The organism is Allobosea sp. 10N428 (assembly GCF_056394545.1).
The window spans coordinates 364,255-387,760 of record NZ_JBFTIC010000002.1 but is presented as its reverse complement, the minus strand read 5'-3'; the positions used below and the strand labels follow the sequence as shown (position 1 = coordinate 387,760).

Sequence of the window (23,506 nt, the reverse complement as noted above, 5' to 3'; positions counted from 1 at the left end):
TGCTCGTCTCTGCCCGCTAGAGCCCCGTCGTCGGTGAGCGCCGGCGCACCGGCAGCAGCGCCCTGAGCTGCAGTCCGCCCTGCGGTTGCGGCGTGATGGTCAGGCTGCCGCGCAGGGCTTTCACCCGGGTTTCCAGCCCCCGCAGGCCGAGCCGCGGCCGCTGCAGGGTGGGCTCGGGCTGCTGGGCCTCGCTTCCGGGACCGTCGTCGGAAATCACGATCTCCAGCGTTTCGGCAGCAAAGCGCGTCGCGACATGCTGGCCGCGTCCCTGTGCGTGCTTGTATCCGTTCATCAAAGCCTCCTGAACGACGCGGAAAGCGCAGAAGCGGATCGCCTCCGGCATCTGCTCGGGGAGATCGACGAGGTTGCGGCCGACGGCCGTACCGGTCTGCTGCTCATGTCGTTTGATCGCGGCCTCGATCGTGTCAGACGGCGAGAGGTCGCGGATTTCGGGCAGGACCAGCCCTGCGGAAAGATTGCGCAGCTCGGCCAGCGTCTGCTGGATGAGGCGCTCCAGCTGTGCCCGCAGCTCCGGAGGCTTGTCGGGGAGCCGGAGCATCAGCAGGCTGAGCATCTGGATCGGCCCGTCATGGAGGTCGGCGCCGATGCGGGCGAGATAGACCTCGTTCGAGACGGCCGAGTCGAGCCGGGCCCGGTCCGCAGCACGGCGGAGCATGTTGTTCCGTCTGGCCAGTGCGGAGGCACGCGCCAGATTGGCTGCCAGGAGCGATTGCTGCGAGCTGATGGTCCGGCTGGCGCGCCTGATCGTGAGGTAGAGCAGGAAACCGATGATGATCGCGACGTTGAGAATCAAGAACCAGGTCGCGTAGCGCAGCTGCACGACTTCGCGGTCGAGCGAGTGGCTCACCTCATAGAATTCGCCGATGGCAACGATTGTCCGGGTGCCGGGCTTGTAGATCGGCGCGTAGCTTTCGAGCAGCCCCGGGTCGTCCCGACCATCGCCGTGGCTGTCGTTCTGGATGGACACCAGAACCCGGCCTTCCAGGAGCGTGGCGAGCCGCGAAGGTTGAAGTCGCGCCGCCTCCTTCGCCTGGCCGGTGCTGTAGACGAGCTGACCGGATCGGCTCCAGATCTTGATCATGGTCACGCGCTGGCCGAGCCGGCTATCGGCGATCAACGCCTGGATTCTCTGCTTGCTCTCTTCCGTCAGCGCGTCGGCATGCTCGAGTTCGAGGACATGGGGGGCGAGAAGGGCTTCGAGGTAATGGGCCCCGATCTCGGCCATGCCCTGCTCCCAGCCATTGCGAATGCGGCGCTCGACCCAATAGCCAAGGGTAATCATCGACAGCCCGACGACGAGCGAGGCGGCGATGGTGAAGCGACGCTCCAGGCTTTGCGCGGTCCATCGCCGCCGCAGCCTGTCGAGAGCGGATACGGACTTTCGTCGGTACTCGGCGCCATCCAAGGTCGATGTATCGCCCCCGACTTCGGGCCCTAAATCTTTCTCGACCTTTCCATCTACCGGGTTGAGCATCCGTCAGGCACTCTGTTGCTTAACAAAGTATTAAATCGGGGATGTCTGCGGTCTGTTTTGTACGAAGACGCGAGGCAAGACGGCGTCGATCGGCAAAATCTACATTAGATCGCGAAATTTGTCTTTAGGTTAACGCTGCGGAAGGTGGTTTCCGCAGTTGGGCTTTCGCGCGCCGATTTGGGAGATCCCGGCTATGGTCAATATCGTCAGGCACGATCTCGAGTTCATCCTGCGGCAGATCAAGATCGCCGAGGCGCATTCGAGCGGAACGCCGCTCGACCAGATCTACGTCAATGATCAGGGCGATATCGTTCCGGAAGGAACGGCCGGCGCCGTGCTGGCGATCAGCCATCCGCTCGCGCCCTACGGCCTCAGGACGGTGGATGGCAGCTACAACAACCTCGTCGCGGGACGCGAGGAGTGGGGGGCGGCCGACAACAGCTTCCCGCGGATCACGACGCCGTCCTATCGCGCCGAAGGCGATGACAGCATCAGCTTCGGCCCTGGTGCGACCGTCGGCGGGAACTACGGTCCGACCGGTTCGGTTGCCGATGCGGATCCGCGCATCATCTCCAACCTGATCGTCGACCAGACGCTGGACAATCCGGCCGCCATCTATGCGGCTCTCGTCTATGCCGGCCTGTCCGGCGGCGCACTCAACGCTGCACTCCAGGCCATCGTCCAGGCCAAGGCCGCGCTCGATGCGGCGATCGCGGCTGGACCCGGCCAGGCGGCCACCATCGCCGCGCTCCAGGCCGAGGTCACCACCGCTGGCGGTGCGCTCACCGACGCCCAGGCCGATGCCGCCGATGCCGCCGCAGCTCTTCAGGCCGCTGCGGCCGCGAGCGCTGTCGAGCAGGATGAACTCGCCGCCGCACAGCAGTCCACCGCGCAAGCGGAGGCGACTTTCAGCGCTCTGATGGCGGATGGCGACAACTCGCCCGCGGGCCAGGCTGCGGAGCAGGCGGCATTGGCTGCCTGGCAGGCCGCCCAACTCGCCGAGGATCAGGCCGAGGCCGAGGCGAATGCCGCAGCATCAGCCGTGGCCGGCGCACAATCCGTCGTGGTTCAGGCAAATGCCGCCGTGCTCGCAGCGACGGCCGCGCTCGCCACGGCGCAGGCCAATCTCGCGGCCGCCCAGCATGTCGAGTTGGCCGAGACGCAGCTCGATACGCTGCTCCAGACGCATGGCGTCGAGATGGAGGGCCACACCGTCATCATCCCGAATGTCGCACCCGACGAGGGGCTGTCGGCGCCCTACAATTCCTGGTTCACGCTGTTTGGCCAGTTCTTCGATCACGGCCTCGATCTGGTCCAGAAGGGCGGCAACGGCACGATCTACATCCCGCTGCAGCCGGATGACCCGCTCTATGATCCGGCGCACCCGGAAACCAATTTCATGGTGCTCACGAGGGCGCCGACGAACGCGACCAATCTGACGACCCCTTGGGTGGATCAGAACCAGACCTACACCTCCTCCGGCTCGCACCAGCTCTTCCTGCGCGAATACGCGATGGTCTCGGACCCGGATTTCCCGGGGCTGGTTCCGGTCGCGACCGGCAAGCTGCTGGAAGGCACGCGTGGCCAGCCGCAGGGCGAGCACGGCGGCCTGGCGACCTGGGCCGACGTCAAGGCACAGGCCAGGGCCGTTCTCGGCATCGAGCTGGCCGATAGCGATGTGCTCAATGTGCCGCTCTTCGTGATGGACGATTACGGTCAGTTCGTTCGTGGCCCGAACGGCTTCCCGCAGATGGTCACGAGCCTGGGGGCCGACAACAAGTTCGGCGGCAGCGGCGCAGATGCCGACGCGGTCGTCGAAGGAAACCCTGCCGCCCCGATCTCCACGGCAGGCGCTGTCCGCACCGGGCACGCCTTCCTCGACGACATCGCGCACGCCGCCGTRCCGGGTCTGGTGGACCATGACCGCAATCCGGCGACCCCGATGATCCTGAAGACGGCGGACACCGATAACGCTGCGGGCAACGAGATCCCGGTGAACGAATTCGGCGTCGCCGTCACCTATGACAACGAACTCCTCGACGCGCACTACATCACCGGCGACGGGCGCGGAAACGAGAATATCGGCCTGTCGGCGGTGCACCACATCTTCCACTCCGAGCACAACCGTACGGTCCAGCAGATCAAGGAGAAGGCGCTGGCCGCCGCGGACCTTGCCTTCCTGAACGAATKGCTGCTCACCGACGTCGCCGCGCTGCCGACGAACCCGCAAGCGATCGCCGCGCTGCAGTGGGACGGCGAACGGCTGTTCCAGGCTGCCCGCTTCTCGACGGAAATGCAGTACCAGCACCTCGTCTTCGAGGAGTTCGCCCGCAAGATCCAGCCGGATGTGGACGCCTTCGTCTTCAACCCGTCGACGGATATCAATCCCGCGATCTTCGCCGAGTTCGCGCATGTCGTTTACCGCTTCGGCCACTCGATGCTGCGCGAGGAGATCGCCGTCACCAACGCCGACGGTTCGGACGGCAGTCTCGCGCTGTTCGATGCCTTCCTGAACCCGCTCGCCTTCGGTTCTGCGACGGTGGATCATGCGGCTGCCGCAGGCGCGATCGTGCGCGGCATGACCAGCCAGGTCGGCAACGAGATCGACGAATTCGTCACCCATGTGCTGCGCAACCAGCTCGTCGGCATTCCGCTCGATCTGGCGGCGCTGAACATCGCCCGCGGCCGGGAGGCCGGCATTCCATCGCTGAACGAGGCGCGCGCACAATTCAAGGAGGTCGCCAACGGCGACACCCAGCTGGACCCCTACACGAGCTGGACCGACTTCGCGCTCAACCTGAAGAATCCGGCCTCGATCGTGAACTTCATTGCGGCCTATGGCACGCATTCCACGATCGTCGCCGCCACCACGACGGACGCCAAGCGCGATGCCGCGATGAAGCTGGTCTTCGGCGGCACCGGGGCTCCCGCCGACCGGCTCGATTTCCTCAATGCAAAGGGAGCCTATGCCGGCGGCAGCCTCGGCGGCCTGAACGATGTCGATCTCTGGGTCGGGGGCCTCGCCGAGAAGAAGATGGCGTTCGGAGGCATGCTCGGCTCGACCTTCTCCTTCATCTTCGAGCTGCAGCTAGAGAACCTGCAGAATGGCGACCGGTTCTATTACCTGTCGCGCGTCCAGGGGCTCAATTTCCTGAACGAGCTGGAGAACAACTCCTTCGCCAAGATGGTTCTCGCCAATACCGATCTCGGTGCGCAGGGCTACGCGGTGCCGGGCGACATCTTCTCGGTGCCGGACCATGTCATCTACCTGGACGCCAGGGAGCAGGCGAAATTCGGCATCGCCGAACCGGAGAACGACGATCCCTTCCTCGAGGCGCTGTCGAGCTTCGTCGAGCGCCGGGACGCCGCCGGAAACCTGATCGAGTACGAGCGCAACCCCGACGGCACCTTCGTGCGTGATCAGGCCGGCAACGTCATCGTCGCGGCCGGGAGCCAGGGGGCCGGCCAGATCGCTGCCCATCTGCGCGTCAACAGCAACGACCACGTCCTCATCCAGGGCACGAACGGCAACGACGTCATCATCGCGGGCGGCGGCGACGACAGCGTCTGGGGACGTGGGGGCAACGACCGCATCGAGGCCGGCTACGGCGTCGACAAGATCCATGGCGGCGACGGTGACGACATCATCACCAACAGCGGCACCGATATCGGCGAAGTCGACATGCTGCACGGCGAAGCCGGCAACGACGTCATCCATGGCGGCAGCGGCCTTGCCCTGCTCTTCGGCAACGAGGGCAAGGATGTCCTCATCGCCGGGCCCGACGGCAAGGAGGCTTTCGGCGGCCTGGGAGACGACTTCATTCTCGGCGGCGAGGGCGGCGACTTCCTGCTCGGCAACGAGGGCGACGACTGGATCGAAGGCGGCGGCGGCTTCGACACCACAGCCGGCGACAACTCCGAACTGTTCTTCAACTCGACGATCATCGGCCACGACGTGATGTTCGCCGGGACCGACGAGCATGATTTCGACGCCGAATCCGGCGACGACATCATGGTCCAGGGCGAAAGCGTCATGCGCAACGAGGGCATGCTCGGCTTCGATTGGGCGATCCACAAGGGCAACAATCAGAATGCGGAATCGGATCTCCTCGTCCCGATTTTCACAACCGACCAGCAAGACATCCTTCGCGACCGCTTTGACGCAGTCGAAGCGCTTTCGGGCTGGGACAAAAACGACACGCTGAAGGGCGACAACCGCGCCGATCCTGCGCTGGGCGGCGAGGGGGGCGGCGGGCTTGCCGGCGCCGAGAATACGATGACCGGCCACCAGCTCACCCAGGCGGGCGTCGACCGCATCGCGGGGTTGAGGGACGTGCTCGGCAACTGGGTGGCCGCCGCGCCGGCCGGCTCGACCGCGGAGCAGCGCGAGCAGATCGTCGCCTTCGACGACGGCAATATCCTGCTCGGCGGCGGCGGCAGCGACACCATCGAAGGCCGCGGCGGCAACGACGTGATCGACGGCGACGCCTGGCTCAACGTGCGCATCGCGATCCGCGACACCAACGGCGTCGAGATCGCCACGACCGACGGCCTCGCCAAGCCGATCTCGCTGACCGAGGCCGGGCTGGCGCTCGGCTACCAGGGCTGGGCCGGCGAGCCCCTCCACACGCTGATGCTGTCCGGCGCGATCAACCCGGTCCAGCTCAACATCGTCCGCGAAATTCGGGCGACGAATGGCGCGGGCGACGTCGATACGGCGGTCTTCAGCGACAACTTCGCCAACTACACCATTACCCGCGACAGCGACGGCTCTCTGCTCGTCAGCCACGACACAGTGACGGTCGGCCTCACCTCCGACGGAACGGACAAACTCTGGAACATCGAGCAACTGCGATTTGCCGATCGGACCGTCAGCCTGTCGGCGCCGCAACTGAGCCTCAACGCCTACGATCCCGGCGGCAACTACGCGGATAATTTCGGCACCGCCAACTACGGCAACTCCAATGGCAGCCTGAACTGGGGACCGGACTGGGTCGAGACCGGCGATGACGGCAGCGCGACGAGTGCGAACGGGCAGATCCGCATCAACGGCGGAACCCTGCAGTTCGATGCCGGAAACGGCGCCACGCTGGAGCGTGCGGTCGACCTGAGTGCGGCTTCCTTCGCCAGGCTGAGCTTCCAGGCAAATCCCGACAATCTGGATGCGGGCGAGCAGGTCGCGGTCTTCTTCGCCGCTGACGGCGTCAACTTCGTCGAACTCGCCACCATCACAGGCGATGGCGGCGCGACGCAGCACTCTTTTGAGCTGGCGGGGCCGTTCACCGCGACGGCAGCCTTGCGCTTCGTGGCCTCGAACATCAGCGCCGCCAACGAGCTGGTGTCGATCGACAACCTGTCGATCGATCTGCAGCGCCCGGCGGTCACCCCGACGGTCAATCACCAGGCGACCTTCACCGAAGGTGGCGCCGGCGTGGCAATCGCGTCCTTGCCTGGGATCACGGAGGACAGCGGCACGATCAACGCGGCCACAGTCACGCTCACCAATGCGCAGGCCGGCGATTCTCTCTCCGCGCCTGCGACCTTGCCGGGCGGCATCACGCGCACGATCGACACCTCCGTTCCCGGTGTCGTCACGATCCGGATGACGGGCGCCGCTTCGGTCGCGAACTACCAGGCGGCCATTCAGATGGTCACCTTCAGCAACAGCTCGCAGGATCCGGGCGCTGTCGACCGCGTCGTCCATGTGAGTGTCACGGACACGCTGCTCAGCAGCAATGTCGCGGTCAGCACGATCCATGTGGTGCCTGTCAACGACGCCCCCGTGGCTTCGAACGACACGGTCATCACCAACTTCGCCACCGTGCCTTTCGCTATCCCCGAATGGGCGCTGCTTGCGAACGACACCGATGCCGACAGCGCTGCGCTCGACATCACGGCGGCCCAGATCAACAATGCCAGCCTGGCTGCGATCAGCCTGACGGCGAATCCTGGCTCCGTCACGGTGACGGACAACGCCCAGGCGGGCGGCACCTTCACCTATACTGCCAGCGACGGTACCGCGACCGATACCGCCCAGGTCACGATCACCCGCGACACCACCGGCACGATCGACGGCACGGCTGCGGCGAACATCCTGATCGGGGACGGCGGCAACAGCACTTTCGTCGGCGGCGGCGGCAACGACGTCATCCTGGCCGGAGCAGGCAACGACACGATCAATTGGTCGGCGGGCGTCCTCACCAATGACGGCCGCGATTTCGTCGATGGCGGCGCCGGGACGCTCGATCGTTTCGTGGTCAATGGCAGCATCCTGGCCGAGACCTTCGTGGTCTATGCCCGCGCTGCGGCGCCCGCCGCCATCGTCGCGACGCTGCGCCCCGAGACCGAGATCGTGATCACGCGCAACGGCGCGGTGATCGCGGAGCTCGATAATATCGAGGAGATCACCATCAATACGGGCCTGGGCGCGGATACCGTCCAGGCAGTCGGCGACTTCTCGCCCACCAGCCTCAACTTCAACACGATCACCATCAACGGCGACGGGGGCGACGACACCGTCGACATCTCGACGCTGGCCTCGGCACACCGCATCGTGTTCCGGTCGAATGGCGGCAACGACACGATTGTCGGGACTTTGCGGCCGCAGGACGTGATCGAGCTCCCCGGCGGCGCCGTGCCGGAGGACTATGAATTCGCGACGGACGAGAACGGCGTCACGACGATGACGAGCGCGACGCACAGCATCTGCTTTACGGCGGGCGACGAGGGTTTGCCCCAGTTCGGCTCCGGCAATCACCCGGACGATGAGGACGATGATGACGACGGGCCGACCTATCCCGGCGACGACGACGAAGACGACGATGGGGATCCTGTCGGCTCCGGCGGCGATGACGACGACGATGACGACGATGACGATCCGTCCTGCGGCTGCGACGATGATGACGACGGCCCGGGGACGCCGGCGCCCAATCCGAACCCTGCGAGCGGCGGCACGTTGCGCAGCGGAACAGCGGCGGCCGATGTCCTGATCGGCACGGCGGGTGCCGACAACATCATCGGCCTCGGCGGCGACGACACGCTGACCGGCGAGGCCGGCGCCGATGCGATCTCGGCAGGGGAAGGGGCTGATTTCGTCGATGCTGGCGACGGCCGCGACGTGGTCTTCGCCGGAGCGGGCGACGATCAGGTCTTCGGCGGTGGCGGGGCCGACATGCTCTATGGCGAGGCCGGCAACGACCGGATCTTCGGCGGGGCGGGCAACGACCTGATCGATGCCGGCGCCGGCAAGGACACCGTGGTCGGGGGGAGTGGGGACGACCTCATGATCGGCACGGCCGGCGACGACGACGACACCTATTTCGGTGACGAGATCGACGGCGGCAACGGTTCGGATACGCTCGATTTCTCGACGATCACGGCGAATCTGACCGTCGATCTTGGGAACGGCGCGCTTGGTCGCGGCAGCGCGGTCAGCAGCCAGACCGGCACCGACACGCTGTGGAGCATCGAGAATGTGGCGACCGGCTCGGGCAACGACACGATCACGGCGAGCGATGCGGTGAATGTGATGGAAGGCGGCTCGGGCAACGACACCTTCCGCTTCCTCAGCACGCAGGGCGCGGATGGCGACACCATCCTCGACTTCCAGCCCGGAGACCGGCTCGATCTCAGCGCGATCGACGCGGATGCGAGCCAGGCCGGCAACCAGAGCTTCACTCTGGCCAACGGCGGAAGCTTCACCGCCTCGGCCCAGCTTACGGTTACCTACGAGACCCGTGCGGATGGCGACTACACCATCGTCAAGGGCAATGTCGATGCGGCGACGGATGCCGAGTTCCAGATCAACCTGAAGGGTAGTCACAACCTGACAGCCGGCAGCTTCATCGTCTGATCGAACCGGCGGCGGGCGGGCGGACCGGGGGGCCGCCCGCCCGATCCTTCTTTACTCGATAGTCCTCGCACTCGCATTTTCGGGGGCCATAATGGCACCGTCCAAGACGCTTTCCTCCGCCCGCAAGCGCGATGCCGCCCGGCTGACGCACGGGTTGCGCCGCGTCGCGCTCTTCTTGTTCGCCGTCTCCGGCCTCATCAACGTGCTGGCGCTGACCGGCTCATTCTACATGATGCAGGTCTACGACAGGGCGCTCACCAGCGGCAGCATCCAGACCCTGGCGGCGCTCTCGGCACTCGCCATCGGACTCTACCTTTTCCAGGGCTGCTTCGACATCATCCGCTCGCAGGTGTTGGTGCGTGTCGGTGCGCGCTTCGATAACGAGATCGCGCCGATCGCGCATCGCGTCACGATCGATATGCCGCGCTTCGGCTTCTCGACGGTGGAGGCCACGGAGAGGGGCCGCGACGTCGACACCGTGCGCAGCTTCCTCGGCGGGCAGGGGCCCGGCGCCTTGTTCGACCTGCCCTGGATCCCGCTCTACCTCGCCTTCGTCTATTTGCTGCACCCCTGGCTCGGTGCGCTGACGCTGGCGGGAGCGGTCGTGCTGACGATGCTGACGCTGCTCAGCGAGGTGACGACCCGGCGCATCAACAACGAGACCCGGCAGGCGGCGATCGCGCGCGGGGCAATCGCCGACAGCAATGCCCGCAACGCCGAGGTGCTCAAGGCGATGGGCTTCGCGCCGCGTGCAGTCGAGCGTTTCGACGCAGTGAATCGCGAGCACCTGCTGCTCCAGACCCGTTCCAGCGATCTCGGTGGCACCTTCGGCGCCATCTCGCGCGTACTGCGCATGGTCCTGCAATCGGCGACGCTGGGGCTCGGCGCCTATCTCACCATCAAGGGCGAGCTCTCCGCCGGTGCCATCATCGCCGCCTCGGTCGCATCGGCCCGCGCGCTTGCGCCGGTCGATCAGGCAATCGCCAACTGGAAGCCCTTCGTCGCCGCGCGCATGGCCTTCCAGCGGTTGCGCGAGACCATGACCGCGCTGAGCAAGGCGGTCGAGCCGATGGAGCTGCCGGCCCCGCGCCGGACGCTGAAGATCGACAAGATCACGGTCGCCGCACCGGGCAGCGGCCAGGTGTTGCTGAGCGAGGCGAGCTTCGATGTTCAGGCCGGCACGGCCGTCGGCATCATCGGCCCGAGCGGCGGCGGCAAGACCACGCTCGTCCGGGCGATCACCGGCATCTGGCCGATCCTGCGCGGCGCGGTGCGCCTCGACGGCGCGGAGCTGGAGCAGTGGCCGGAGGAGACGATCGGCCGCCATCTCGGCTATCTGCCGCAGGAGGTCGCGCTGCTCGACGCCACTGTCGAGGAGAACATCGCGCGCCTGGCCGAGAATGCCGATCCGGCAGAGGTCGTCGAGGCGGCGATGGCCGCTGGCATCCACGAGATGATCCTGCGTCTTCCCCAGGGCTACAAGACCCAGCTCGGACCGCAGGGCACCGCGCTATCCGCCGGCCAGCGCCAGCGCATCGGGCTTGCCCGCGCCCTCTATGGCAATCCCTTCCTTGTCGTCATGGACGAGCCCAACTCCAATCTCGACGGGGAAGGCGAGGCCGCCTTGACCGCCGCGATCGGGCAGGTGAAGGCGCGCGGCGGGATCGTCGTCATCGTCGCCCACCGCCCCAGCGCGCTTCAGGCCGTGGACGATGTCGGACTGATCCAGGCCGGCAAGCTCGTCGCCTTCGGCCCGCGTGACAAGATCCTCGCGCCGGCTCAGCCGCGTACCCCCGCTTCGCCCAGCGCCCCGGCTGCGGTTCAGGCAACAGCCGAGCGCGCCGCCTTCATGCCGCGGGCGGTGGGGATCGGCGAACATCCGGCAGCTCTTCACGGACGGGTGACGGCATGATCTCGATCAAGGCTGCAAAACCGGCGGAACAACCGCTTCCCGACTCCGCCCAGATCTACCGCAAGGCGCAGGATGCGGCCATTGCGGCGCCGCGCTGGCCCGGCGTGCTCGCTCTCGCCGTGACGGCGGTCGTGCTCTATCTGAAAAGCCTGTTCCCAGGCGAGGCGAGAACCGACGCCTCGGCGCCCCCCGCTGCGAAAGATGACGCGCAGGCTGGGGAAGCGCCCCGCAGGCCATCCCTGGCTGAAGGGGATGAGGCGTCGCCGGCCTCGGGCGAGCAGGTCGACGAAACGGGGGCGCTGGGCAACGAGCCGGCCGCTGCCAGGGCCGTCGGTTCGGGGGCGGCGGGGCCTGATGTGCCCGGCCTGCCCGATTTCCTCAATATCGACTCGCGACTGATCGACTACGAGCTGCTACCCCTGCCGCGCTATCCCTCGCCGATCTTCGAGTTCGGACTGGGGTTTTCTGCGAACAACGACAATGGCTGGCGCAGCTTTTCGTTGGCTGCGATTTCCGGTGGCGGCGCGCCGGCGCGCGCGGGCACGGACGGTGGCGGCCAATCCGCACGCTCCGGCACCGAGGACTGGGAGGGGCCTGGCGACCTGCGACCGAAGCCCGGGCCTGGCGATGATGACGGCGACGACACGCCGGAAGAACCGCGCAACCGCGCCCCGCGCATAGCCGGCCCTGTCCAGCTCGCCGATATCGGCGGTTGCCAGACCCTGATGATCGCGAGCCTCGCTCTGCTCGCGGGAGCGACCGATGCCGATGCCGATCCGCTCGTGGTGGTTGGCCTCAAGGCTTCCTATGGTCAACTCACCGCGGCCGAAGCTGGTTGGGTCTTCAAGCCGCAAGCCGGCTGGTACGGCACGGTCACGCTGACCTACTGGATCAGCGACGGCGAGGCTTATGTGCAGCAGACGGCCACGCTTCGCGTGCTCGAATTCCTCGATCTGGCCGGCACCGCCGGCGATGACACGCTGCTCGGCAGCGACTGTGCCGACCGGATCACGGGGCTCGGCGGCAACGATATCGTCGACGCACGCGGCGGGAACGACGTCATCGTGACCGGAGTGGGCGATGATCACATCGTCGGCGGGGCCGGCAGCGACCAGATCGACGCGGGAGCGGGCAACGATATCGTCTTCGGTGGCGCCGGGAACGACGTCATCCGCGGCGGTGCCGGCAACGACAGCCTGCACGGCGGCGACGGCGACGACACGATCTATGGCGAAGACGGTGACGACGTGATCACCGGTGGCGCCGGCAACGACATCATCGATGCCGGGCCGGGCAACGATACGATCGATGCCGGCCCCGGCGACAACACCGTCCACGCGGGGCCGGGCGACGATATCGTGACGGCCGATGGCGGCAACAACATCGTGCTCGCCGAAGCCGGCGACGACCGGGTGATGCTCGGTGGGGGCAACGATGTCGTCCGCGCCGGGACGGGCAACGACCATGTCAGCGCAGGCGGCGGCGACGATCGCGTCTTCGGCGACGAGGGCTGCGACCAACTATTCGGAGACGCCGGCAACGACGTGCTCGACGGTGGCGCCGGCAGCGATCGTGTCTCAGGCGGGGCGGGCAACGACTGGATCGTGGCGACGAGCGATGCCGCCGCCGATTGCTATGATGGCGGGGAGGGGCAGGACACGCTGGATCTCTCCGCCACCGAGCACGGCGTCACCGTCGATCTGAAGCGTGGCAAGGCGCTTGGCATCGAGATCGGCTCCGACACGGTGGTCGATTTCGAGACCATTCTCGGCGGCAGCGGCAACGATTGCCTGATCGTCGGGGAAAAGGCCGTCACGTTGAGCGGCGGGGATGGTGATGACCGTTTCGTCTTTGCGGTCGAGGACGACCCCGAGCGGACCGACGATCTCGTCCATCAGATCCTCGATCTCGAGGCCGGCGACCGCATCGTCATCAAGCAGTACCAGCTTCGCTCACGCGATGACGATGATGACGGCGATGATGATCAGGATGGCGACGGTTTCGGCCAAGCCTATGGCGACTGCAACGACAGCCGCCCCTTCCGCTTCCGCATCGAAAAGATCGGCGAGCACGAGCGCACCTATGTCGACGTCTATGTCGAGCAGGCGGAGGTGAAGGATTTCTCGATCGAAATCTACGGCAGTCACAAGCTCTATTACGTCTGAAGGCAGAATAGCCGGCCGCATTGAACGGCCGGCGTGGGGAGCGCGCCGATGAACGCCCATAATCACGATTTCACCGCTGCTTTCGCAAAGTCCCCGCACGAGACGCAGGATGCCCGCCTGAATTTCCGGCTGCGCAGCCATGTCGTCGTCGGTTCGGCGCTCGCCTTGCTTCTCGTGCTCGGCTGCGGCGGCTGGGCCGCGACTGCCGCGCTGAATGGCGCTGTCGTGACGCAAGGAACGGTCAAGATCGACCAGAATCTCAAGGAGGTGCAGCACCGTGACGGCGGCATCGTCCAGTCGATCGCCGTGCGGCAGGGCGATCGTGTCGCGGAGGGCCAGGTGCTTTTCCGGCTCGACGATGTCCACACGCGCGCCGAGCTTTCGATCATCCATTCGCAGCTCGCCGAGAATCTCGGCCGCAAGGCCAGGTTGCTCGCCGAGCGCGACAATCTTGCAAGCGTCGCCTATTCGCCGGAGATCGCGCGGCTCTCCGACGAGGTCGACCATATCCTGGAAGGCGAGACGCGTCTGTTCACCGGTAACAAGGCCAACCGGGACAGCCGCAAGGAACAGCTGGAAATCTCGATCGTCCAGTCCGGCGAGGAGATCCGGGGCTTGGAGGCGCGCCAGGTCGCGAAGGTCGAGGAAATCCGCCTCGTCGAGCTGGAGCGCGCCAAATATCTCAGCCTTTTCCAGAAAGGTTTCATCGATGGCGTGAAGGTCTTCAACATCAACCGCGAATGGGCCCGTCTGCTAGGCGAGCGCGGCGAGATCGACGCGACGCTCGCCCGCGCCAAGCTGCGCATCAGCGATGCCCGCCTGCAGATCATCGCGATCGACGAGACGGCAAGGACTGAAGCCCAGCGCGAATTGCGCCAGGTCGAGGCCAAGCTGTCCGAGCTGAGCGACCGCCGCGTTGCCAACGAGGATCGGCTCGCGCGCATGGAGATCCGGGCGCCGATCGCGGGCACCGTCAATGAGCTGATGATCTTCACCGTGGGAGGCGTCATCACGCCGGCAGCGCGGCTTGCGACTGTCGTGCCACGGAACTCGACGCTGATGGTCGAAGTGCGCGTCGCGCCGAACGATATCGACCAGGTTCATGTCGGCCAGACGGCGCGCATGCGCTTCTCCGCCTTCAATCGCAACACCACGCCGGAGGTGTCCGGAAAGCTGGTCCATCTCTCGCCGGCAACAACGAAGGACCCGGTGAGCGGGCAGAGCTTCTATATCGGGGAGGTCCAGATCCAAGACGCGGCGATCGCCCTCGGCGACCGGCAATTGCTGCCCGGCATGCCTGTCGAGGTCTTCATTTCGACGGGAGATCGCACGGCATTGTCATATCTGATCAAACCACTCATGGACCATGCGGAACGGGTGTTCCGAGAACGCTAGGATTTCGGGATTCGGAGCCGGATGCGCGCGCTGGAAACCGCCGCCGGCTATTCGGATGTCGACGGGTGTCTCCTTCCACGCGCTGCCCGAAGGCCTCGAGGTCAAGTTCGTGCCTGCTTTCGGGGTCCGTTAGGTGCGCCAGTGCGCGGGATCGGGGCGGGCCGCGAGAGGTTGAGACACCGGCTGGCCGACACCGGGAGCAAGCTGGCCAAGGCAGCGAGCTGGGCCGCCAATTTCCAGGTCCCTGCCGACCGGACTGCGCTCTTCAGCAATCTGGATGCCGGCGTCGCCCGGGGCGGCCGCCGGCCTGGAAGGTCGCATCGACCTTCCAGATATCGTCACGCGCATAATCGCCAGGACACCATTTGTCCTTTGGACTGCCCGCACGGGCAGCGCCTGGACCGGGGGGCGATGCCGCCGCCTAGGCCGGCAGGACGACCACCTTCGTCTTGACCGGCGTTTGCGAATAGAGGTGGATCATGTCCTGGCTGAGCAGGCCGACACAGCCGCTCGTGATGCCTGAGCCGATCGATTCGGGCTCGCTGCTGGCATAGATCGTGTAGAGCGTATAGGCGCCGTTCTGATAGAGATAGAGCGTGCGGGCACCGAGCGGATTTTCGAGGCCGCCCGGCATGCCGCGGGCGTATTTTGCCGCCTCGGGCTGGCGCTTGATCATTTCCTTGGGCGGTGTCCAGGTCGCCCATTCGGCCTTGCGCCCGACATAGGCGTCACCGCTCCACCGGAACCCGTCGCGGCCGACATTCGCACCGTAGCGGGTGGCGTTTCCACCCTCCTCGACGCGGTAAACATAGTAGTTGCCGGGATCGACGATAATCGTGCCGGGCGCTTCCTTGGTGTCATAGCGCACCGTCCGGCGATAATATTTCGGATCGACCTTGCTAATATCCGCCGCCGGGATCGGGAATTTCTCCTCAGGCGCCGGCCCGTAGAGTCTCTGCGCTTCGGCGAAGCTCATGCCGTCAGAGACCGCGCAACCGCCGAGCCCGAGCGCGCCGACGCCAACGGCCGATCCGACCAGAAACGATCGGCGATCGAGAAGTCCAGGCCCCGCCATCCTTCGCGTCTCGCCGACATCGGCATTCCCACCGCGCGTGATCATGATCTGGCCGTTTTCCATGTCCCGTTACCCGCTGAACGTCTTGCTGGCCCGACATTGCCGTCACATGGCGCGGCTGGCAAGCGTGGCTTTCGCTGCGCCGGGCTTTCGCCGGCACCGCAAAAGTCGATGCGATCGCTCAATCTCGACCCGCGCGGCACCCGGCCCGGCGCGATCGGAGGAGGCTGCGATAGCGCGGCGTGCCCCCGTGAGGCCTTCCGCGGCGGATCGGATTGGCCCCGCCGGGAGGCGGTTGCCCTGGAACGATTCCGCGCGTCACACGTTTAGAGTCGTGCGTGTGGAGTTGGGGCCATGTGTGCGCGGCGCATTCTCAGAGCCGGACTGAGCGGACATACGCTTCAGGGGCCGCTTACCCGACGACGGAAGCTAGAGCGCCTCTTCACCGATCCCATGCCTGAGCGTGTCGAGCCCTGTCTCGCCCTGCTGAGCAGCAAGGCGCCGACGGGGCGCGACTGGTCCTACGAGATCAAGTGGGACGGCTACCGCCTCGCGGTCCACATCGAGCCCGACCAGCGGGTTCGGATCATCACGCGCGGCGGTTATGACTGGACGTCGCGTTTTCCCGTCATTGCTCGCGACGCCCTGCAACTTGGTGTCGGCAGTGCCATCATGGACGGGGAGGCGGTCATCGTCGACGACCGCGGCGCCCCGGATTTCGGCGCGCTGCAGAAGGCTCTTGGCAGCCTCGGCGGCACGCAAAGCGCTTCCCGGGCAATCTTCTATGCCTTCGACCTGCTTTATCTGAACGGCCATGATATCCGTGCGCTCAGCTGCGAGGAGCGACGGGGCATTCTTGAGGATATTCTGGGCGATTCCCCTCACAATTCCGTCCATCTGAGCGAGGACATCAACGCGGATGGGCCGGCACTGCTGCGCCTGGCCGGCGAGATGGGGCTGGAGGGCATCATTGCGAAGCGGCGCTCCGCTCCCTATCGATCCGGGCGAGGCGGAGATTGGCTCAAGATCAAGTGCGTCCAGTCGGAGAGCTTCGTCATCATCGGCTATGAGCCTTCGAACGAGGCTCTCGGCGGCGTCGGCCGCATACTGGTCGCGGCTCGCGAGGATGGCCATCTCGTCTATGTCGGAAGCGTGCTGGCTGGTTTTTCCGAAGCCAGCGCAACGGCCCTGCGGAGGCAGATGGACCGGATTCTCACCGAAAAGCCAGCGGTGAACATGACCGGCCGGAGCAAGGCATATCGTTGGATCAAGCCGGAGCTGGTCGCGGAGATCGAATTCCGGGCCTGGACCGACGATGGCAAGCTGCGCCACGCATCGTTCAAGGGGTTGCGTGAGCGCGCCGACGAGGCATCGATCTACGAGCTGTCGGATCAGTAGCCGCTCCGGCCCGCTGGCGGCGCGGTCATCTGGCGCGTCGACGAGCCGAGCGCATCCGCGATCTGAGGCGGCGTCGGAGCGCGCTGCCCGGTGACGTCTCACCATGAGGGAGCCGATCATCGAAGAATGAGGCCCCCTCGTTTCTCGCGGCCGTTCGCTCCTGCCCTCATGAGACACGCGCCTTTGCCCGGGACAGGTCCGAACTACGCTTGATGACCGACCATGCGCAGAAAGGCCGCGAGCCTTGGATGGGCCGCAGCGTTCGCCAGCTCCCCTGGCCTGCCGCGCTCGATCACCCGGCCGGCTTCCATGAACCAGATCTCGTCGGCGACCTCGCGGGCGAAGCCGATCTCATGCGTGACGCAGATCATGGTCATGCCGGCCGCCGCAAGCCGCTTCATCGCAGCCAGAACCTCGCCGACCATCTCCGGATCGAGCGCCGAGGTCGGCTCGTCGAACAGCATCATCTCGGGATCCATGGCCAGGGAGCGCGCTATGGCGATGCGCTGCTTCTGCCCGCCCGAGAGCATGCCGGGCATCGCGTTGGCCTTTTCGGTCAGGCCGACCCGGGCCAACTCCTCCATAGCGCGCTCGCGCGCGGCCGCCTTCGACATGCCGCGCAGCTTGGTCAGGCCGAGCGTGATATTATCGAGCGCGGAGAGATGCGGGAACAGGTTGTACGCCTGGAAGACGAAGCCGACCCGCTGGCGCAACCGGTTGATGTCAAGGCTGCGGGCCGCGATATCGGCGCCGCCGATCAGCACGCGCCCGCCCTGGATTCGCTCGAGCCGCGTGACGGTGCGGATCAGGGTCGACTTGCCCGAACCCGACGGGCCGACCAGGACTTTGACCTCGCCGCGCCGGACTTCGCCGGAGACATCGGCCAGGACCTGCAGTGCCCCGAACCATTTGTCGACGTTCTCGAAGCGGATCATGCTTGCCTCACGTCGCGACCAAGACGCCGGGCGTGCCATCGCGGCCGGCGGAGATGCGCCGCTCGATCAGGCGCGCCAGCGACGTCAGCGCGAAGCAGAGGGCGAAGTAGGTCAGCGCCAGGATGCCGTAGACCTCGAAGGGCTGGGTCAGCAGGACGTTGTTGACCTGGGCTGCCGCGAAGGTGAGCTCGTGTGCGCTGATGACATAGCCGAGCGAGGTCTCCTTGATGGTCGAGACGAACTGGCTGACCATGCTCGGCAGCATGTTGTGCAGCGCCTGGGGAAGCACGATCTTGAAGGTCGTCGGCCAGTAGCGCAGGCCAAGCGAGGTCGCAGCCTCGACCTGGCCCTTGGGCAGTCCCTCGATGCCCGCCCGGATGATCTCGGAGAGATAGGCGGCCTCGTAGACGACGAGCGCGATCACCAGCGTTTCGACGCCGCCGACCGCACGGCCGATGACCAGCGGCGAGACGAAATAGGCCCAGAAGATGAACATGACCAGCGGCAGGCCGCGCACCGTATGCACGATCGCGGTCGCCGGCAGCTGCAGCCAGCGATAGGGGCTCAAGCGGGCGAGCGCCAACGCGATGGCGAAGGGAAAGCACAGTGCCAACGAGATCGATGCCATGAACAGCGTCATGGTGAGGCCGCCGATCGGCCCGTGCGGATATTGCCCGACGAGGAAGAGCAGCCAATTGTTCTGCAGGATCTCGACCATCAGCGCGTCTCGAGCTTGAGGCGGCGGCCGGCCCAACTGCCCAGCGCCATGATGCCGAAGGAGATGGCGAGATAGATCACCGTGGCGACAGCGAATGCCTCGAAGGTCTTGAAGGTGTAGCTGTCGACCTCGCGGGTCCGATAGGTCAGTTCGCCGACGCCGATCGCCATGGCGAGGCTGGTGTTCTTGAACAACAGCAGGGTCTGGTTGATCAGCGGCGGCACGGCGATGCGCAGCGCCTGCGGCAGCACGACATACCCCATCGCGCCGAGATAGCCGAAGCCGATCGAGCGGGCGGCCTCGTACTGCGCCTTCGGGATCGAGCGGATGCCGCTGCGGATATCCTCGGCGACATAGGCCGCCGCGGCGAGGCCGAGGGCGATCGCAGCCAGCAGGAATTCGCCGTGATGGGCGTTGATCCATTGCCGGGCCGGGCGTGGCAGCAGCGAAGGCACGCCGAAATACCAGACGAAAAGCTGGACCAGGAGCGGCACGTTGCGGTGGTACTCGACATAGAGCGCCACGAACCAGCCGAGCGGCGGGAACGGGATCATCCTGATCAGGGTAAGGACGATCCCCATCGTCATGGCGAGGCACCAGGCCACCGCCGTCAGAGCCAGGGTGGTGGCAAGCCCGGTCAGGAACCAGTCGAGATATTTCCCGCTCAGCACGCTGCCGAGATCGAAAGCATAGGCCATCGACTGGTCCCCGAGGCGCCGCTTCGGATCAGCCCTTGATCTCTTCGATCTTGTAGTCGCGCTGGATGTTGAAGGCGGTGTCCGGTCCGAACCACTTCGAGAAGGTCTTGTCGATCTCGCCCGACCCGGTGGCCTTCGCGAGGGTCTCGTTGACCAGAGCCTTGAAGGCCGTCTCGCCCTTGCGCAGGCCGAGCCCCCACGGCTCGACGAAGAGCGACTTCTCGACCACGATCATCGGCACCTTCGACTGCTTGGCGAGCTTCACCAGGATCAGTTCGGAGGCGCAGAAGGCGTCAACCTTGTCCTGCGTCAGGGCCAGGAAGGCGGCGGAGGTGTCCTGGAAGGTCACGGTCTCGGCAGTCGGGATCAGCCGACGCACGCCCTGCTCGGAGGTGGAGCCCTTGAGCGCGGTGATCTTCTTGCCCCCAAACCCTTCGATCGTCGCAATACCCGACTCCTTCATGGTCAGCAGCTTCTGCTGGCTGACGAAATAGGAATAGGAGAAGTCGATCTGCTGGGCGCGCTCGGGCGTATAGCCGAGATTGGCGGCGAGAATGTCGACCCGGCCCTGCAGCAGTTCCGGGATGCGGGCCTCGACCGCGATCGTCTTCAGCTCGAGCGGTACGCCGACCGCCTCCGCAACCTTCTTGCAGATGTCGACATCGTAGCCGACGATCTCGCGGGTCTGCGGATGCTGGAAGGAGAACGGCTCGGAGGTGCCGAGCGTGCCGCAGATGAGCTTGCCGCGCGCCTTGATGTCGGCGAGCTGGTCGGCCTGCGCAAAGTTGGAAAGGCCGGCGGCGAGGACCGCCGTCAGGCCGAGAACCGAAAAGAGCTTCATCGATATCCCCTGTTTTTATGATTGCTGGAGTGCTTCGCTCGCCCGCTTCAGACGGGCGCAGGCCTCCTCGATCGCCCCGAGCGAGGTTGCGATCGACAGGCGCAGATAGGGCGAGAGCCCATAGGCGGAGCCGTCGAGGACGGCGACGCCCGCTTCCTCAAGAAAGTAGAGCGCGACATCGAGGTCGCTCTGGAGCACGCGTCCATCCGGCCGGCGCCGGCCGATCAGCCCGGCGCAGCTCGGATAGACATAGAAGGCGCCGTCGGGCCTGCGGCAGCTCATCCCATCGATCGCTTCGAGCAGTTCGACCGCGCGGTCCCGCCGCTGCCGATAGGCGGCACGCGCCCGGTCGACGAAGCTCTGGTCGCCTTCGAGCGCTGCCGCTGCGGCCGCCATGCACATCGACGCGGCGCCCGACGTCGTCTGCGACTGGATGATGTTCATCGCCTTGACCAGCGCCCGCGGCCCGGCGCCGTAGCCGATGCGGAAGCCGGTCATCGCATAGGTCTTGGAGACGCCATTGACGAGGAGGGTGCGCTCGCGCAGCTCCGGCGCGATGGCGATCGGGCAGACCGGCGCGCCATCGTCGAACCGGATATGCTCGTAGATGTCGTCGGTCATCAGTGCGACGCGCGGATGGTGCTTCAGCACCTCAAGCAGCGCAACCATCTCTGCGGCGGAATAGAAGGCGCCGGTCGGGTTTGACGGCGTGTTCAGGATCAGCCAGCGCGTGCGCGGCGTGATCGCGCCTTCGAGCGCTTGCGCGGTGAGTTTGAAACCGGCGTTCTCGCCGCAGGTGACGACAATCGGCGAGCCGTCGCAGGCCAGCACCATGTCGGGATAGGACACCCAATAGGGTGCGGGGACGATGACCTCGTCGCCGTCGCCGATCGTCGCTGCCAGCGCGTTGAAGATCACCTGCTTGGCGCCGCTGCCGACGACGATCTCGTCGAGGGCGTAGCTCGCCCCATTCTCGCGCGCGAACTTGGCGACGATCGCCTCGCGCAAGCGCATCGTGCCGTTGACCGGTGCATAGCGCGTCTCGCCGGCTGCCATCGCTGCGGTCGTCGCCTGCTGGATGTGGGCCGGCGTGTCGAAATCCGGCTCGCCTATGGTCAGGTCGATGATGTCGCGGCCCTGCGCCTGGAGCTCCTGGGCGCGCAGGCGCGCCATCATGCTGGGCGAAGGCTTGATCCGGCTGACGCGAGCGGAGAGGGAGATCGTGGGCGCGTTCAAGACGCAGCCTTTCCGGCGTTCATGTAGAAGCCGTCGACGCGGCCTTCGGCGATCGCGGCGAGGGCGTTTGCCTCACGCTCTTCCTGCTGGCGCACCAGCTGAAGAAGCTCGGCTGCGTCGGCGCGGTCGAAGGCGACGATGCCGTCGGCATCGCCGACAATGACGTCGCCCGGCATCACAACCATTCCGTCGACCGCGACCGGCACGTTGATTTCGCCCGGCCCGCTCTTGTAAGGGCCGCGATGGGTCACGCCGCGGGCGTAGCAGGGAAAGTCCGCCTGCCGGAACGCGTCGACATCGCGGATCGCGCCGTCGATGACGAAGCCGGCCACGCCCATCGCCCGCGCCCGGCTCATCATGATCTCGCCGACAAGCGCCTGGGTCAGGTCGCCGCCGCCATCGACCACAAGCACGTCGCCGGCGCGCAGCAGCTCATAGGCGTGATGCAGGGTCTGGTTGTCGCCCGGCCTGGTCTTCACTGTAACCGCCGTGCCGAGGAGCCGGCCGGAGCGATGATAGGGCCGCAGCGCCCGGGTCCCGTGCAGGCGGTTCATCACATCCGAGATGATCGAGACCGGAGCGCTGCGGAATGCATCGAGGACTGTTCCGGGGACGGCAGGGCTGCTTGGATTGTGGCGATGACCGATCAACGACATGGAAGATTCTGTCTCGGAGGGCGTTGGCGGAGAAATTATGTGACATGGCGTCAATGACAGAAAGCGAATATATTTCTCGCGCGCCATCGCTTTTCTTCATCACGCAGGGAGGGAGCTGGCGGGGCAGGGGGAAGCGATGCCGGCGAGCCTGAGGCAGATCGAGGCGTTCTACTGGACTGCCAGGCTCGGCGGCTTCACAGAGGCGTCACGGCATCTTCATCTGGCGCAATCGACGGTGTCGAAGCGCATCATCGAACTGGAAACCGCCGTCGGCGGCCCGCTTTTCGACCGGTCCAGTCACGCCTTGCGCCTGACGCGGGCCGGCGAGGCCAGCCTGCCGATTGCTGCCGAGATGCTGGCGTTGGAGCCGCGTTTCCGGGAGGCGGCGGGCGGCGCCGCGACCTTCTCGGGGCCGTTCCGGTTCGGCACGACGGAGCTCGTCGCGCTGACGTGGCTTCCCAGGCTGATCGTCGCGATGAAGCGGGAGTATCCCAATGTCGTGCCGGTCCCCGAGGTCGCGGCCAGCGTCGACCTGTTCGGCAAGCTCGCCAATAGCGAGCTCGACCTCGTCATCGGCCTCGACCCGCCGCAGCGCCTCGAGTTTGCCGGTCTTCCGCTCGACAGCGTCCAGCTCGAATGGGTGTCGGCGCCGGGATTCGGCCCCGAAGAGAACGAGATCCCGCTTGGCGAGATGGCGAAGTACCCGATCCTGACCCAGACGCAGGGATCGGGCCTGCAGAAGCTGGTCCTCGACTGGGCGGTGGCCAACGGCCTTGCGATCAATCGGGTCGTCCAGTGCAACAGCCTCAACGTCCTGGCGGCGCTCGCCGCGGCCGGGCTCGGCGTCACCTTCCTGACCGCCAGCCATTTCGGCTCGGAGATCGCTCGCGGCCGGCTGCGCATCATCAAGACGGAGCCGCCGATCCCGCCGCTGCGCTACTACGCCGTGCACCGCAGGGGAGATATCTCGCCACTCGCCGCACGCGTTGCCGCGATCGCCCAGCAGTCATGCGATTTCACGGCGCGCAGCCTGCCGAGGGATTAGCCCTTGGACCGCGCGCCGGCATGGCGTGCCCGCATCCTGCGGAGGCCGGCTTGAGCTGGGCTTCGATAACCACGCCTGCTGCCGA

General features: G+C 66.1%; 14 protein-coding genes. 6 read left to right on the top strand and 8 right to left on the bottom strand.

Features of this window, described 5'->3' with window-relative positions; translation table 11 throughout:
* Positions 1 to 16: 16 nt before the first annotated feature.
* Complete coding sequence (locus tag AC1DDA_RS08235; protein WP_476795395.1) at positions 17 to 1,426, bottom strand: sensor histidine kinase; 1,410 nt, start codon at positions 1,424 to 1,426, stop codon at positions 17 to 19.
* A gap of 262 nt (positions 1,427 to 1,688) precedes the next feature.
* Here AC1DDA_RS08235 and AC1DDA_RS08230 point away from each other — a divergent pair, with 262 nt between their 5' ends.
* The 4 genes from AC1DDA_RS08230 (at position 1,689) to AC1DDA_RS08215 (ending at position 14,819) form a co-directional block, all read left to right on the top strand.
* Positions 1,689 to 9,347 carry a peroxidase family protein gene (locus AC1DDA_RS08230; protein WP_476795394.1) on the top strand — a complete coding sequence of 2,553 codons (7,659 nt, stop codon included), beginning with the start codon at positions 1,689 to 1,691 and terminating at the stop codon, positions 9,345 to 9,347.
* 91 nt (positions 9,348 to 9,438) lie between these two features.
* Positions 9,439 to 11,259 (top strand): type I secretion system permease/ATPase, encoded by a 1,821-nt coding sequence (locus AC1DDA_RS08225; RefSeq protein ID WP_476795393.1) that lies wholly within the window; start codon positions 9,439 to 9,441, stop codon positions 11,257 to 11,259.
* Positions 11,256 to 13,424 carry a cadherin-like domain-containing protein gene (locus AC1DDA_RS08220; protein ID WP_476795392.1) on the top strand — a complete coding sequence of 723 codons (2,169 nt, stop codon included), beginning with the start codon at positions 11,256 to 11,258 and terminating at the stop codon, positions 13,422 to 13,424. Before AC1DDA_RS08225 ends, AC1DDA_RS08220 begins: the two co-directional genes overlap by 4 nt.
* Before the next feature lie 48 nt (positions 13,425 to 13,472).
* Positions 13,473 to 14,819, top strand: a complete 1,347-nt coding sequence (locus AC1DDA_RS08215) for an HlyD family type I secretion periplasmic adaptor subunit (RefSeq protein WP_476795391.1) — start codon at positions 13,473 to 13,475, stop codon at positions 14,817 to 14,819.
* Between the two features lie 421 nt (positions 14,820 to 15,240).
* Here AC1DDA_RS08215 and AC1DDA_RS08210 read toward each other — a convergent pair whose 3' ends face one another.
* The gene (locus tag AC1DDA_RS08210; RefSeq protein WP_441513144.1) at positions 15,241 to 15,939 is read right to left on the bottom strand and encodes a L,D-transpeptidase; all 699 of its coding nucleotides are present in this window, start codon (positions 15,937 to 15,939) and stop codon (positions 15,241 to 15,243) included.
* 408 nt (positions 15,940 to 16,347) lie between these two features.
* Between AC1DDA_RS08210 and ligD the strand changes: the two genes are divergently transcribed.
* Positions 16,348 to 17,292, top strand: coding sequence for a non-homologous end-joining DNA ligase (gene ligD / locus AC1DDA_RS08205; protein WP_476795390.1), 945 nt, complete (start codon positions 16,348 to 16,350; stop codon positions 17,290 to 17,292).
* Between the two features lie 203 nt (positions 17,293 to 17,495).
* Here the strand turns inward: ligD and AC1DDA_RS08200 are convergent, their stop codons facing one another.
* From AC1DDA_RS08200 to AC1DDA_RS08175, 6 genes are read right to left on the bottom strand one after another with little or no spacing between them, the layout of a single operon-like run.
* On the bottom strand, positions 17,496 to 18,227 hold the full coding sequence (locus tag AC1DDA_RS08200; protein ID WP_476795389.1) for an amino acid ABC transporter ATP-binding protein: 732 nt from the start codon (positions 18,225 to 18,227) through the stop codon (positions 17,496 to 17,498).
* 7 nt (positions 18,228 to 18,234) lie between these two features.
* Positions 18,235 to 18,945 carry an amino acid ABC transporter permease gene (locus AC1DDA_RS08195; RefSeq protein ID WP_476795388.1) on the bottom strand — a complete coding sequence of 237 codons (711 nt, stop codon included), beginning with the start codon at positions 18,943 to 18,945 and terminating at the stop codon, positions 18,235 to 18,237.
* Positions 18,945 to 19,643 (bottom strand): amino acid ABC transporter permease, encoded by a 699-nt coding sequence (locus AC1DDA_RS08190; RefSeq protein WP_476795387.1) that lies wholly within the window; start codon positions 19,641 to 19,643, stop codon positions 18,945 to 18,947. The genes AC1DDA_RS08195 and AC1DDA_RS08190 overlap by 1 nt, the downstream gene beginning before the upstream one ends.
* Positions 19,644 to 19,671: 28 nt before the next feature.
* Positions 19,672 to 20,484, bottom strand: a complete 813-nt coding sequence (locus AC1DDA_RS08185; RefSeq protein WP_476795386.1) for an ABC transporter substrate-binding protein — start codon at positions 20,482 to 20,484, stop codon at positions 19,672 to 19,674.
* 15 nt (positions 20,485 to 20,499) lie between these two features.
* Positions 20,500 to 21,720 (bottom strand): aspartate transaminase, encoded by a 1,221-nt coding sequence (locus tag AC1DDA_RS08180; RefSeq protein WP_476795385.1) that lies wholly within the window; start codon positions 21,718 to 21,720, stop codon positions 20,500 to 20,502.
* On the bottom strand, positions 21,717 to 22,376 hold the full coding sequence (locus AC1DDA_RS08175; protein ID WP_476795384.1) for an RraA family protein: 660 nt from the start codon (positions 22,374 to 22,376) through the stop codon (positions 21,717 to 21,719). The genes AC1DDA_RS08180 and AC1DDA_RS08175 overlap by 4 nt, the downstream gene beginning before the upstream one ends.
* Positions 22,377 to 22,512: 136 nt before the next feature.
* On the opposite strand from AC1DDA_RS08175, the gene AC1DDA_RS08170 reads away from it, so the two are divergent.
* Positions 22,513 to 23,421 carry a LysR family transcriptional regulator gene (locus AC1DDA_RS08170; protein WP_476795383.1) on the top strand — a complete coding sequence of 303 codons (909 nt, stop codon included), beginning with the start codon at positions 22,513 to 22,515 and terminating at the stop codon, positions 23,419 to 23,421.
* Positions 23,422 to 23,506 lie beyond the last annotated feature (85 nt).

What these genes read in the sequence shown, in the direction of transcription:
- AC1DDA_RS08225 (WP_476795393.1), top strand. Translation starts at nt 9,439, where the DNA reads ATGGCACCGTCCAAGACGCTTTCCTCCGCCCGCAAGCGCGATGCCGCC.
- AC1DDA_RS08220 (WP_476795392.1), top strand. Translation starts at nt 11,256, where the DNA reads ATGATCTCGATCAAGGCTGCAAAACCGGCGGAACAACCGCTTCCCGAC.
- AC1DDA_RS08215 (WP_476795391.1), top strand. Translation starts at nt 13,473, where the DNA reads ATGAACGCCCATAATCACGATTTCACCGCTGCTTTCGCAAAGTCCCCG.
- AC1DDA_RS08210 (WP_441513144.1), bottom strand. Translation starts at nt 15,939, where the DNA reads ATGATCACGCGCGGTGGGAATGCCGATGTCGGCGAGACGCGAAGGATG.
- ligD (WP_476795390.1), top strand. Translation starts at nt 16,348, where the DNA reads ATGCCTGAGCGTGTCGAGCCCTGTCTCGCCCTGCTGAGCAGCAAGGCG.
- AC1DDA_RS08200 (WP_476795389.1), bottom strand. Translation starts at nt 18,227, where the DNA reads ATGATCCGCTTCGAGAACGTCGACAAATGGTTCGGGGCACTGCAGGTC.
- AC1DDA_RS08195 (WP_476795388.1), bottom strand. Translation starts at nt 18,945, where the DNA reads ATGGTCGAGATCCTGCAGAACAATTGGCTGCTCTTCCTCGTCGGGCAA.
- AC1DDA_RS08190 (WP_476795387.1), bottom strand. Translation starts at nt 19,643, where the DNA reads ATGGCCTATGCTTTCGATCTCGGCAGCGTGCTGAGCGGGAAATATCTC.
- AC1DDA_RS08185 (WP_476795386.1), bottom strand. Translation starts at nt 20,484, where the DNA reads ATGAAGCTCTTTTCGGTTCTCGGCCTGACGGCGGTCCTCGCCGCCGGC.
- AC1DDA_RS08175 (WP_476795384.1), bottom strand. Translation starts at nt 22,376, where the DNA reads ATGTCGTTGATCGGTCATCGCCACAATCCAAGCAGCCCTGCCGTCCCC.
- AC1DDA_RS08170 (WP_476795383.1), top strand. Translation starts at nt 22,513, where the DNA reads ATGCCGGCGAGCCTGAGGCAGATCGAGGCGTTCTACTGGACTGCCAGG.